Genomic DNA, 12,835 nt, shown 5'->3' on the forward strand with positions numbered 1-12,835 from the left:
GGAACAGGTAGTGAGTCGGGGCTTCGGCCGGGAAAAGCGTCTGCTGACTCCCCGCCAATTCAAGGCAGTCTTCGACTCCCCTTCCGGTAAGGTGCCTGGCAGGAACGTCCTGCTGTTGGCACGCGAGAACGATCTGCAACACCCCCGCCTTGGGCTGGTGATCGGCAAGAAAAGCGTCAAGCTCTCGGTCGAACGTAACCGCATCAAGCGGCAGATACGTGAGACCTTCCGCCATCACCAGTCGGATCTGGTGGGCTGGGACATCGTGATCATCGCCCGCAAGGGATTGGCTGATCTGGACAATCCCGAACTGGCGAAGCAATTCGCCAAGCTCTGGAAGCGACTGTCACGCAGCCCATCCAAGACCGCCGTCGAACCTGGAGCCGCCAACAGCACCCATGCGTAAATTGGCCATCGCTTCGATCAGGGTCTACCAGTACGCCATCAGTCCGATGATGGCCAGTCACTGCCGTTTCTATCCAAGCTGCTCCTGCTATGCACTCGAGGCCATCGAAACTCATGGCCTGTTGCGTGGCGGCTGGCTGAGCCTGCGCAGGTTGGGGCGCTGCCATCCGTGGAATCCCGGTGGCTACGATCCCGTGCCTTCTCATAACACTTCCAATTCATCTCCGATGGCCGAGTAACCATGGATATCAAACGCTCGATACTGCTCGTCGCTCTAGCAGTCGTTGCCTACCTGATGGTTCTTCAATGGAATCAGGACTACGGTCAGGCAGCCCTGCCGACCGAAACCGCGCAAAGCCAGCCGGGCGTACCGGCTCTTCCGGATAGCCCCGCGACCAATAGCGAAGGCACCGCTGGCGATGTGCCCGCGGTTGCCGGCCAGCAACAGGCCAGTGCCCTGCCGGCTAATGCGCCGAGCAGCCAGCTGATTCGTGTGCGCAGCGACGTGCTTGACGTGGCAATCGATCCGCGCGGTGGCGACATCGTCGAGCTGCATCTGCCGCAGTACCCGCGTCGTCAGGATCGTCCCGATGTGCCGTTCCAACTGTTCGAGCGTAGTGGCGAGCGAGTCTATGAAGCACAAAGCGGCCTGATCGGCGACGGCCCGGACAAGGCCAGCGGGCGTCCTCAGTACAGCAGTGAGAAAAGCGAGTACCAACTGGCCGAAGGCCAGGATCAGGTGGTCGTCGATCTGAAATACAATGCTGATGGCGTCAACTACATCAAGCGTTTCACCCTCGAGCGCGGTAACTATGCGCTGAAGGTTAACTACCTGATCGACAACCAGAGCGGTCAACCCTGGACCGGTTACCTGTTCGGTCAGCTCAAGCGCGACAACAGCGGCGATCCCTCCTCAAGCACCGCCACTGGCACCGCTACCTACCTTGGCGCTGCGCTGTGGACCAAGGACGAGCCGTATCGTAAGGTTTCCATGGGCGACATGGATGAAAGCAACCTGCGTGAAAGCGTGCAGGGTGGCTGGATCGCCTGGCTGCAACATTATTTCGTCACCGCCTGGATTCCTCAGCCGGGCGATACCAACCAGGTGCAGACGCGCAAGGATAGCCAGGGCAACTACATCATCGGCTTCACCGGCCCCGCCGTTACCGTACCTGCCGGCGCACAGGGCGAGACAGGCGCCACGCTGTATGCCGGCCCGAAGAGCCAGGACAAGCTGGAAGAACTGTCCCCCGGTCTGCGTCTGACCGTCGACTACGGCATCCTCTGGTTCATCGCTCAGCCGATCTTCTGGCTGCTGGAAAACATCCACGCTCTGCTGGGCAACTGGGGCTGGTCGATCATCGTTCTGACCATCGTCATCAAGCTCGCCTTCTTCCCGCTCTCCGCGGCCAGCTACAGGTCGATGGCGCGCATGCGTGCGGTGTCGCCGAAAATGCAGGCGCTGAAGGAACAGCATGGCGACGACCGCCAGAAGATGTCCCAGGCGATGATGGAGCTGTACAAGAAGGAAAAGATCAATCCCCTGGGCGGCTGCCTGCCGATCCTGGTGCAGATGCCGGTATTCCTGGCCCTGTACTGGGTCCTGCTGGAAAGCGTCGAGATGCGCCAGGCGCCCTGGATGTTCTGGATCACCGACCTTTCGATCAAAGACCCGTTCTTCATCCTGCCGATCATCATGGGCGTGACCATGTTCATCCAGCAGCAGCTGAACCCGACGCCGCCTGATCCGATGCAGGCACGAGTGATGAAGCTGCTGCCGGTGATCTTCACCTTCTTCTTCCTCTGGTTCCCTGCCGGTCTGGTGCTGTACTGGGTGGTCAACAACGTCCTGTCCATCGCCCAGCAGTGGTACATTACCCGCAAGATCGAGGCCGCGGCGAAGCCCGCCTGACGCCTCAACCGCCAATGCAGAACGCCCCTTGATTGGGGCGTTCTGCTATCTGCCGTCCAGAAAGGAGGCCGCATGAATCCAGTTCGCGACACCATTGCCGCCGTCGCTACCGCGCCGGGGCGCGGAGGGGTAGGCATCGTTCGGGTATCAGGGCCACGGTCCAAGGCTATCGCCATTACTCTGACCGGCCGTGAGCCAACGCCGCGGCATGCACATTACGGTGCATTTCACGCAGACGACGGCGAGGTGATTGACGAAGGCCTGCTACTGTTCTTTCCGGGACCGCATTCGTTCACCGGTGAGGACGTACTCGAACTGCAGGGACATGGCGGCCCGGTTGTCATGGATATGCTGCTGCAGCGCTGCGTCGAGCTCGGCGTTCGTCTGGCTCGGCCAGGCGAATTCAGTGAACGCGCATTCCTTAACGACAAGCTCGATCTGGCCCAGGCCGAGGCGATCGCCGACCTTATCGAAGCGAGTTCGGCGCAGGCCGCGCGCAACGCGGTGCGTTCGCTACAGGGCGAATTCTCTCGCCGCGTGCATCAGTTGACCGAAAGATTGATTCAGCTGCGTATCTATGTCGAAGCGGCGATCGATTTTCCCGAAGAAGAGATCGACTTTCTCGCCGATGGGCATGTCCTGGCACAATTGGATGCCGTGAAAGCCGAGTTATCCACAGTGCTGCGCGAAGCCGGGCAGGGCGCCTTGCTGCGCGACGGAATGACCGTGGTGATCGCAGGGCGCCCCAACGCTGGCAAGTCCAGTCTGCTCAACGCACTGGCGGGCCGTGAGGCCGCCATTGTCACCGATATTGCCGGCACCACCCGCGATGTCCTGCGCGAACACATCCTGATCGACGGCATGCCGCTGCATGTCGTCGATACCGCGGGCCTACGCGATACCGAAGATCAGGTCGAGCGGATCGGCGTGCAGCGCGCGCTCAGCGCCATCGGCGAAGCGGACAGGGTACTCCTGATGGTCGATGCCAGTGCGCCTGAGGCGCAGGACCCACTAGCCCTTTGGCCGGAGTTTCTCGAATCCAACCCTGCGCCGAACCGGGTGACGCTGATTCGGAACAAGGCTGACCTGAGCGGTGAGCCGATCTCGATTCGCTTCGACGACAACGGACAGGCAACCCTGAGCCTGTGCGCACGATCCGGCGAAGGTATCGAGTTGTTGCGCGAACACCTCAAGCAGTGCATGGGCTACGAGCAGACCGCTGAAAGCAGCTTCAGCGCCCGACGTCGCCATCTGGACGCACTGCGTCTGGCTGACCAGTACCTGGAGCATGGCCATGCCCAACTGACGCTGGCCGGCGCCGGTGAGCTGCTGGCAGAGGATCTGCGCCTGGCACAACAGGCACTCGGTGAGATCACAGGCGCGTTCAGCTCAGACGACCTGCTCGGGCGAATCTTCTCGAGCTTCTGCATCGGCAAATGACACTGCACGGGCGCTAACCACGCCCGCCCCCCTTTCATGCACAACGCTACGCTGAAAATTCGTGGCGATGGCATTCGGCTGCCGAAAATTCCCGCCATGAGCCCTGTGGAAAAGGCCGCCTAAGGGCAGTAGAAAAGTCATGGCGTAAGCTGGTGAAAAACCCCTCTGTGCATAAGATTAAATTTAATCCACAGGATGCTGACGGTATTCACACCGTCAGCGCCCAGCCGCAGCACAGGTTTATCCTTCGCCACAAGGAAGGCCTGCCGAGGGCTCCACGTGGTTATCCACAGAAATGAGCTTCACCATTTATAAACACATAAATAAGCTTCTTATATATTTCTTCTCTATTTCTGATGTTTATCCACCGACTCGCCTCCGCCAGATGGTTGGTCATTTTTTGCTCAGAGCCCTTCTTTAGCACTGGCTAAATCCCTATACTTCGCGGCTCCCGAATTCCCATCTGAACAGGCACGAGGTGCGTGGTGGACTTCCCTTCCCGTTTTGACGTGATCGTTATCGGCGGCGGCCATGCCGGCACCGAGGCTGCGCTTGCAGCGGCACGCATGGGCGTGAAGACCCTGCTGCTCAGCCACAATGTGGAAACCCTTGGCCAGATGAGCTGCAACCCAGCCATCGGTGGCATCGGCAAGAGTCATCTGGTCAAGGAAATCGATGCGTTGGGGGGGGCCATGGCGATGGCCACCGACAAGGGCGGCATCCAGTTTCGCGTGCTCAACAGCCGCAAGGGGCCAGCCGTTCGAGCCACCCGAGCGCAAGCTGACCGCGTGCTCTACAAAGCTGCTATTCGTGACACTCTGGAAAACCAGCCGAACCTGTGGATATTTCAACAGGCGGCGGACGACCTCATCGTCGAGCAGGATCAGGTCCGGGGTGTCGTGACCCAGATGGGCCTGCGTTTCCTCGCGGATTCCGTGGTGCTGACCACCGGGACCTTCCTCGGTGGACTTATCCACATTGGCCTGCAGAACTACTCAGGCGGGCGCGCAGGCGATCCGCCTTCGATCGCCCTGGCTCACCGGCTGCGCGAGTTGCCGCTGCGCGTCGGTCGGCTGAAGACCGGTACACCGCCACGTATCGATGGTCGTTCGGTGGATTTTTCTCTTATGACCGAGCAACCGGGCGACACACCGCTGCCGGTGATGTCGTTCATGGGCAATCGTGAGCAGCACCCGCCGCAGGTCAGCTGCTGGATCACTCACACCAACGCGCGAACGCACGAAATCATTGCCGCCAACCTCGATCGTTCGCCGATGTATTCCGGCGTGATCGAAGGCGTGGGGCCGCGCTACTGCCCGTCGATCGAAGACAAGATCCATCGTTTTGCCGACAAGGACAGCCATCAGGTCTTCCTTGAGCCCGAAGGCCTGACCACTCATGAGCTGTATCCCAACGGCATCTCCACCTCGTTGCCGTTCGATGTGCAGCTGCAGATCGTGCAGAGCATCCGTGGCATGGAGAACGCCCACATCGTGCGGCCGGGCTATGCCATCGAGTACGACTACTTCGACCCACGTGATCTCAAGTACAGCCTGGAGACCAAGGTGATCGGCGGGCTGTTCTTCGCCGGCCAGATCAATGGCACCACCGGTTACGAAGAAGCTGGTGCCCAGGGACTGCTCGCCGGAGCCAACGCTGCGCTGCGGGCGCAGGGCAAGGACAGCTGGTGTCCGCGCCGCGATGAGGCCTACCTAGGCGTGCTGGTCGATGACCTGATCACCCTCGGTACCCAGGAGCCCTATCGGATGTTCACCTCGCGTGCCGAATACCGGCTGATCCTGCGTGAGGACAATGCCGATCTTCGTCTGACCGAGAAGGGCCGCGAACTGGGTCTGGTGGACGATGCCCGCTGGGCTGCGTTCTGCGCCAAGCGCGAAGGTATCGAGCTCGAGGAGCAGCGCCTGAAGAGTTGCTGGGTTCGTCCCGGCACACCACAGGGCGATGCCATCGCCGAGCGTTTCGGCAGCCCGCTGGCTCGCGAGTACAACCTGCTCAATTTGCTGGCCCGTCCGGAAATCGATTACCAGAGCCTGATCGAACTGACCGGTGACGGTGCGCAGGATCCTCAGGTCGCCGAGCAGGTCGAGATCAAGACCAAGTACGCCGGCTACATCGAACGGCAGCAGGACGAGATCGAACGACTGCGTGCCAGCGAAAACATCGCCTTGCCGGAGAATCTCGACTACACGACGATTCCGGGCTTGTCGAAGGAGATTCAGCACAAGCTCGGTCAGGCAAGGCCTGAGACGCTCGGGCAGGCCTCGCGTATTCCGGGAGTCACTCCCGCTGCGGTGTCGCTGCTGATGATTCATCTGAAGAAGCGCAATGCCGGCCAGCAGCTGGAGCAGAGCGCCTGATGAGTCTGGTCAGCGAATCCCATGCCGCCGAACTCGTGCGCGGCGCCCAGGCGCTCGGTGTCGAGCTGAGTGAAGGGCAACAGCAGCAGTTGCTGGCCTACCTGGCACTGCTGATCAAGTGGAACAAGGCCTACAACCTCACCGCCGTGCGCGATCCCGACGAAATGGTTTCGCGACACCTGCTCGACAGCCTGAGCGTGGTGTCCTTCGTTGCCGAGTCCGGACAGACCTGGCTGGACGTCGGCAGCGGTGGTGGCATGCCTGGCGTGCCGCTGGCGATCATGTTTCCTGATCGCAGCTTCACGCTGCTGGACTCCAATGGGAAAAAAACGCGATTCCTGACGCAGGTGAAGCTGGAGCTGAAACTGGCCAACCTCGAAGTCGTGCACAGCCGCGTCGAGCAGTTCCAGCCGGCGGAAGCCTTCGACGGCATCACCTCGCGCGCCTTCAGTTCCCTTGAGGACTTCGCCAGCTGGACGCGGCATCTGGGCAATACTCAGACGCGCTGGTTGGCGATGAAGGGCGTGCAGCCGGACGACGAACTGCAACGGCTGCCCGCCGACTTCCGCCTCGATGCCTGTCACGTACTCAAGGTTCCCGGTTGCCAAGGCCAGCGCCATCTGCTGATACTGCGCCGCACTTCATGACCCGGACAGACACTGACCATGGCTAAAGTTTTCGCCATTGCCAACCAGAAGGGCGGTGTCGCCAAGACCACCACCTGCATCAACCTTGCGGCTTCGCTGGTTGCCACGCGCCGTCGCGTGCTGCTGATCGATCTCGACCCCCAGGGCAACGCCACCACTGGTAGCGGTGTGGACAAGCTCGGACTGGAGTACTCGATCTACGACGTGCTGATCGGCGAATGCAGCCTGGTGGATGCCATGCAGTTCTCCGAGCATGGCGGCTATCAGTTGCTGCCGGCCAATCGCGACCTGACCGCGGCGGAAGTGGCCCTGCTGAATCTGCCGGCCAAGGAAAAACGCCTGCGTGAAGCACTGGCACCGGTGCGGGAGAACTACGACTACATCCTCATCGATTGCCCGCCGTCGCTGTCGATGCTGACCATCAACGCGCTGGCTGCGTCGGACGGCGTCATCATTCCCATGCAGTGCGAGTATTACGCGCTCGAAGGGCTTACCGATCTGGTCAATTCGATCCAGCGTATCGGCCAGGCGCTCAACCCCAGCCTGAAGATCGAAGGCCTGCTGCGCACCATGTACGACCCGCGCAGCAGTCTGACCAACGATGTATCCGAACAGCTCAAGGCGCATTTCGGCGACAAACTCTACGACACCGTTATCCCGCGCAACGTCCGGCTCGCCGAGGCCCCCAGCCACGGCATGCCGGCGCTGGTCTACGACAAGCAATCCAAGGGCGCTCTGGCCTATCTGGCCCTGGCCGGTGAACTGTCGCGACGCCAGCGCCAGTCGGCGCGTGGCGCCCCCGCATAAGGACTACTCATGGCGACCAAGAAAAGAGGCCTAGGCCGTGGACTCGACGCCCTGCTCGGCGGCGCCAGCGTTTCGGCAATGCAGGAAGAGGCTGCGAAGGTCGATACCCGTGAACTCCAGCACCTGCCGCTGGACCTGATCCAGCGCGGCAAGTACCAGCCGCGCCGCGATATGGACCCGCAGGCCCTGGAGGAGCTGGCCCAGTCGATCAAGAACCACGGCGTGATGCAGCCGATCGTGGTGCGTCCCGTCAGCGGTGGCCGTTTCGAGATCATCGCCGGTGAACGTCGCTGGCGCGCCAGCCAGCAGGCCGGGTTGGAGAAGGTGCCGGCGCTGGTTCGCGAAGTGCCGGACGAGGCGGCCATTGCCATGGCGCTGATCGAGAACATCCAGCGCGAAGACCTGAATCCGATCGAAGAAGCCGTCGCACTGCAGCGCTTGCAACAGGAGTTCCAGCTGACCCAGCAGCAAGTTGCCGACGCGGTAGGCAAGTCGCGTGTCTCGATAAGCAATTTGCTGCGCCTGATTGCGCTGCCGGAAGAGATCAAGACGCTGCTGTCACACGGTGACCTGGAGATGGGCCACGCGCGAGCATTGCTAGGTCTGCCGGCGGAACAGCAGGTCGAAGGCGCGCGGCACGTTGTCGCACGTGGCCTGACCGTGCGCCAGACCGAAGCCCTGGTGCGTCAGTGGTTGAGCAGCAAGGAAACACCGAAAGCCGAAGTCAAGGTCGACCCGGACATCAGCCGTCTGGAGCAGCGCCTGGCGGAACGCTTGGGCTCTCCGGTGCAGATCAAGCACGGACAGAGGGGCAAAGGGCAGCTGGTGATCCGCTACAGTTCGCTGGATGAACTGCAGGGTGTATTGGCCCACATCCGCTGATACAAATTGTTTGTAGTGCCGGTCGGAAAATACTACCGGAGAGTTGAACCCTGGCTGGCCTGCTCCTATACTCGCCGCGCTTTTTTGACTGCGGACAATTATTTACGCGGCCTGCTACAGCGATGGAATTCAGGTGAACATACGCAACAGAACACCCTTCCATCGCCTTCCGGCATTTCGCGTATTGCTGATGCAGGCAATGGTCGTAGTAGTGACTGCTGTCTCATGTGGCCTGGTTTTTGGTATGGTCGCCGGCTACTCCGCGCTGTGCGGTGGTTTGATTGCGCTGTCAGCGAACGTGTATTTCGCGTACAAGGCCTTTCGTTACTTTGGCGCACGTTCGACTCAGGCGATCATCCAGTCGTTCTGGTCTGGCGAGATGGGTAAACAGATTCTGGCAGCAGCGCTTTTTGCGTTGGTGTTCGTGGGAGTGAAACCGCTGGAACCGATCGCCTTGTTTGCCGGCTATCTGCTGGTTCTGGGTGTCGGAGCAAGCGCGCTCCTGCTGATGAAAAACAATCCGAAGCATTGAGCATTGAGGCGTTTATGGCGAGTACCCCCGCTGAATATATCCAGCACCACCTGCAAAACCTCACCTACGGCAAGCTGCCGGCAGGTTACGAGCGTGCTGATGGCTCCGTTCTCGATCAGGCCACCTGGACCATCGCTCAGACGGGTCTGGAAGCTCGTGACATGGGCTTCATGGCATTCCACCTGGATACCCTCGGCTGGTCGCTGCTGATGGGCGCCATCTTCATCCTGCTGTTCCGCAGCGCCGCCAAGTCCGCCACGACCGGTGTACCGGGCAAGCTGCAGAACTTCGTCGAGATGTGCGTCGAATTCGTCGAAGGCGTGGTGAAGGACACCTTCCACGGCCGCAATGCTCTGATCGCTCCGCTGGCGCTGACCATCTTCGTCTGGGTGTTCCTGATGAACAGCCTGAAGTGGATTCCGGTCGACTACATCCCTGGGCTGGCCAGCCTGCTGGGCCTTCCGGCGTTCAAGATCGTGCCCACCGCCGACCCGAACGGTACCTTCGGTCTGTCGCTCGGCGTGTTCATTCTGATCCTCTTCTACAGCGTCAAGGTCAAGGGTTTCGGTGGCTTCAGCAAGGAGCTGGCGTTCACTCCGTTCAACCACTGGTCGCTGGTGCCGTTCAACCTGTTCCTCGAGATTCTCGGCCTGCTGACCAAGCCGCTTAGCCTCGCGCTGCGTCTGTTCGGCAACATGTATGCCGGTGAGGTGGTGTTCATCCTCATCGCTCTGCTGCCGTTCTACGTGCAGTGGACCCTGAATGTGCCTTGGGCGATCTTCCATATCCTGGTGATCCCGCTTCAGGCCTTCATCTTCATGGTACTGACGGTGGTGTACCTGAGCTCTGCCCATGAAGAACATCACTGAAAACCGCTAACGTTTTAACCGAAAAACCTTAACCCCCCTTAGCTTCAGGAGCTTTACATGGAACTCGTCTACATCGCCGCCTCCATCATGATCGGTCTGGGTGCCCTGGGCACCGGTATTGGCTTCGCCCTGCTGGGCGGCAAGCTGCTGGAATCCACTGCTCGTCAGCCTGAGCTGGCTCCCCAGCTGCAAACCAAAACCTTCCTGATGGCCGGCCTGCTCGACGCCGTGCCGATGATCGGCGTTGGTATCGCGATGTACCTCATCTTCGTTGTCGCCGGTTAATCACTTTCCGGTTTGAGATGGGGTTCGCCGGGCGAGCCCCGTCGCCGTGGAATGACTCCCGCGTTGAACGAGATAGCACGAGGTAAATCGCTGTGAACATTAACTTGACGCTGTTCGGTCAAACGCTCGCCTTCGCTATCTTCGTCTGGTTCTGCATGAAGCTCGTCTGGCCGCCAATCACGGCAGCCATGGCAGCGCGCCAGAAGAAGATCGCTGAAGGACTGGATGCGGCAGGCCGTGCGCAGCAAGACCTGAAACTGGCTCAGGACAAGGTGTCCAACACCCTCCGCGAGACCAAGGAGCAGGCAGCCCAGATCATCGAGCAGGCGAACAAGCACGCCAATGCGATCATCGAGGAAGCCAAGCAGCAGGCACGTGTCGAAGGCGAGCGACTGGTCGCCGGCGCCCGCGCCGAGATCGAACAGGAAGTGAACCGTGCCAGGGACCAACTGCGCTATCAGGTAGCGGCTCTTGCCGTCGCCGGTGCAGAGAAGATCCTGGAGTCCCAGGTGGACGCCAAGGTGCACAACGAGCTGGTCGAAAAACTGGCCTCCCAACTCTAAGCGAGGCAAGCGATGATCAATACCCAGACGCTTGCTCGGCCTTACGCGAAAGCCGCTTTCGAGTTTGCCAGCGCCGCAGGAACGACCGAGTCCTGGTCGAAAATGCTGAACCTGGCCGCCATCGCTGTTGAAGTCCCAGAAGTCGCAGCGTTGCTGAACGACCCCCGCCTGACCAGCGAAAGCAAGGTCCAGGGGCTGGTGCGTCTACTCGGTGACGACGCCGACGAAGCTTTCCGCAACTACGTCCAGACCCTTGGCGAGAATGATCGCCTGTCGGTACTGCCGACCGTGTGGGAGCTGTACGAGGACATCAAGGCGCAAGCCGAGAAAACGCTCGAGGCAGAAGTTGAAACCGCCTTCGAGCTCAGCAACGAGCAACTCCAAACTTTGGCTGCCGCCCTGTCGAAGCGGCTAGATCGCACCGTCAACCTCCAGCAGGCCGTGAATCCTGCGCTGATCGGCGGCGTGTTGATTCGCGCCGGTGATGTGGTTGTCGACGGTTCGGTCCGCGGCAAACTGAGCCAGTTGGCCGAATCGTTGAAATCCTGATTTGAGGGTCATGGCATGCAGCAACTGAATCCTTCCGAGATTAGTGAAATCATCAAGCAGCGCATCGAGAAATCGAATGTCGCTGCTCAAGCCCGTAATGAGGGCACCGTCGTCAGCGTTTCTGACGGTATCGTACGTATCTACGGTCTGGCCGACGTCATGTACGGCGAAATGATCGAGTTCCCTGGCGGCATCTTTGGTATGGCACTGAACCTGGAGCAGGACTCCGTAGGTGCCGTGGTTCTGGGTAACTACCTGGGCCTGACCGAAGGCATGAGCGCCAAGTGCACCGGCCGCATCCTTGAGGTTCCGGTTGGTCCGGAACTGCTGGGCCGCGTTGTCGACGCACTGGGTAACCCGATTGATGGCAAAGGCCCGATCAACGCTCAGGCAACTGACGCGGTCGAGAAGGTTGCGCCGGGCGTGATCTGGCGTAAGTCCGTCGACCAGCCGGTGCAGACCGGTTACAAGTCGGTCGACGCCATGATCCCGGTAGGTCGTGGCCAGCGTGAGCTGATCATCGGCGACCGTCAGATCGGCAAGACCGCCCTGGCCATCGACGCCATCATCAACCAGAAGAACAGCGGCATCCGCTGCGTTTACGTTGCCATTGGTCAGAAGCAGTCGACCATCGCCAACGTGGTTCGCAAGCTGGAAGAGCACGGCGCACTGCACAACACCATCGTTGTCGCTGCGTCCGCCTCCGAATCCGCTGCCCTTCAGTACCTGGCGCCTTACGCTGGTTGCACCATGGGCGAGTACTTCCGCGACCGCGGTGAAGACGCGCTGATCGTGTATGACGATCTGTCCAAGCAGGCTGTGGCGTACCGCCAGATCTCCCTGCTGCTGCGTCGTCCGCCGGGACGTGAAGCCTATCCGGGCGACGTGTTCTATCTCCACAGCCGTCTGCTGGAGCGTGCGTCGCGCGTTTCCGAAGAGTATGTCGAGAAGTTCACCAACGGTGCCGTAACTGGCAAGACCGGCTCGCTGACCGCTCTGCCGATCATCGAAACCCAGGCGGGCGACGTTTCCGCGTTCGTTCCGACCAACGTGATTTCCATCACCGACGGTCAGATCTTCCTGGAATCGGCCATGTTCAACGCAGGTATCCGTCCGGCCGTCAACGCCGGTATCTCGGTATCCCGTGTTGGTGGTGCTGCTCAGACCAAGATCGTCAAGAAGCTGTCCGGTGGTATCCGTACCGCTCTGGCTCAGTACCGTGAGCTGGCTGCGTTCGCGCAGTTCGCTTCCGACCTCGACGAAGCGACCCGCAAGCAGCTGGAGCATGGTCAGCGCGTTACCGAGCTGATGAAGCAGAAGCAGTACGCGCCGATGTCCATCGCCGACATGTCCCTGTCCCTGTACGCCGCCGAGCGCGGTTTCCTGACGGACGTGGAAGTGGCCAAGGTTGGCGCCTTCGAGCAGGCCCTGATCGCCTTCTTCAACCGCGAGTTCGCCGATCTGATGGCGAAGATCAACGTGAAGGGTGACTTCAATGACGAAATCGACGCAGGCCTGAAGGCCGGTATCGAGAAGTTCAAGGCCACTCAAAGCTGGTAAGCCGCA

General features: G+C 60.5%; 14 protein-coding genes. All 14 read left to right on the forward strand.

Going from position 1 to position 12,835, the window contains the following annotated elements:
* The first annotated feature begins 10 nt into the window (after window positions 1–10).
* The 14 genes from rnpA (at window position 11) to atpA (ending at window position 12,829) form a co-directional block, all read left to right on the forward strand.
* Window positions 11–406 carry a ribonuclease P protein component gene (gene rnpA, locus RT582_RS17595; RefSeq protein WP_014822281.1) on the forward strand — a complete coding sequence of 132 codons (396 nt, stop codon included), beginning with the start codon at window positions 11–13 and terminating at the stop codon, window positions 404–406.
* Entirely contained in the window at window positions 399–644 is a 246-nt protein-coding gene (gene yidD, locus RT582_RS17600; RefSeq protein ID WP_014822280.1) for a membrane protein insertion efficiency factor YidD, read from the forward strand. Before rnpA ends, yidD begins: the two co-directional genes overlap by 8 nt.
* Before the next feature lie 2 nt (window positions 645–646).
* The gene (yidC, locus tag RT582_RS17605) at window positions 647–2,317 is read left to right on the forward strand and encodes a membrane protein insertase YidC (protein ID WP_313478889.1); all 1,671 of its coding nucleotides are present in this window, start codon (window positions 647–649) and stop codon (window positions 2,315–2,317) included.
* Window positions 2,318–2,389: 72 nt separating this feature from the next.
* Window positions 2,390–3,757, forward strand: coding sequence for a tRNA uridine-5-carboxymethylaminomethyl(34) synthesis GTPase MnmE (gene mnmE / locus RT582_RS17610; RefSeq protein WP_023446454.1), 1,368 nt, complete (start codon window positions 2,390–2,392; stop codon window positions 3,755–3,757).
* Window positions 3,758–4,242: 485 nt separating this feature from the next.
* Window positions 4,243–6,135, forward strand: a complete 1,893-nt coding sequence (gene mnmG / locus RT582_RS17615) for a tRNA uridine-5-carboxymethylaminomethyl(34) synthesis enzyme MnmG (RefSeq protein ID WP_014822277.1) — start codon at window positions 4,243–4,245, stop codon at window positions 6,133–6,135.
* Window positions 6,135–6,782: a 16S rRNA (guanine(527)-N(7))-methyltransferase RsmG gene (gene rsmG / locus RT582_RS17620; protein ID WP_014822276.1), complete on the forward strand. Its 648-nt coding sequence runs from the start codon at window positions 6,135–6,137 to the stop codon at window positions 6,780–6,782. Before mnmG ends, rsmG begins: the two co-directional genes overlap by 1 nt.
* 18 nt (window positions 6,783–6,800) lie before the next feature.
* Window positions 6,801–7,589, forward strand: coding sequence for a ParA family protein (locus tag RT582_RS17625; RefSeq protein WP_014822275.1), 789 nt, complete (start codon window positions 6,801–6,803; stop codon window positions 7,587–7,589).
* 9 nt (window positions 7,590–7,598) lie between these two features.
* Window positions 7,599–8,471: a ParB/RepB/Spo0J family partition protein gene (locus RT582_RS17630; protein ID WP_014822274.1), complete on the forward strand. Its 873-nt coding sequence runs from the start codon at window positions 7,599–7,601 to the stop codon at window positions 8,469–8,471.
* Between the two features lie 127 nt (window positions 8,472–8,598).
* Window positions 8,599–9,003, forward strand: a complete 405-nt coding sequence (locus tag RT582_RS17635) for a F0F1 ATP synthase subunit I (RefSeq protein WP_371104282.1) — start codon at window positions 8,599–8,601, stop codon at window positions 9,001–9,003.
* 14 nt (window positions 9,004–9,017) lie between these two features.
* On the forward strand, window positions 9,018–9,872 hold the full coding sequence (gene atpB, locus RT582_RS17640; protein ID WP_023446456.1) for a F0F1 ATP synthase subunit A: 855 nt from the start codon (window positions 9,018–9,020) through the stop codon (window positions 9,870–9,872).
* 57 nt (window positions 9,873–9,929) lie between these two features.
* On the forward strand, window positions 9,930–10,157 hold the full coding sequence (atpE, locus tag RT582_RS17645) for a F0F1 ATP synthase subunit C (protein ID WP_003290909.1): 228 nt from the start codon (window positions 9,930–9,932) through the stop codon (window positions 10,155–10,157).
* A 92-nt stretch (window positions 10,158–10,249) separates the two neighbouring features.
* Entirely contained in the window at window positions 10,250–10,720 is a 471-nt protein-coding gene (locus tag RT582_RS17650; protein WP_313478893.1) for a F0F1 ATP synthase subunit B, read from the forward strand.
* Between the two features lie 12 nt (window positions 10,721–10,732).
* The gene (locus RT582_RS17655) at window positions 10,733–11,269 is read left to right on the forward strand and encodes a F0F1 ATP synthase subunit delta (RefSeq protein ID WP_003291824.1); all 537 of its coding nucleotides are present in this window, start codon (window positions 10,733–10,735) and stop codon (window positions 11,267–11,269) included.
* A 15-nt stretch (window positions 11,270–11,284) separates the two neighbouring features.
* A complete protein-coding gene (gene atpA, locus RT582_RS17660; RefSeq protein WP_003291823.1) occupies window positions 11,285–12,829 on the forward strand; it encodes a F0F1 ATP synthase subunit alpha in 1,545 nt (514 codons plus the stop codon).
* Window positions 12,830–12,835: the final 6 nt, after the last annotated feature.

The sequence above is a fragment of the Stutzerimonas kunmingensis genome, assembly GCF_032106285.1.
GTDB lineage: Bacteria > Pseudomonadota > Gammaproteobacteria > Pseudomonadales > Pseudomonadaceae > Stutzerimonas > Stutzerimonas kunmingensis_B.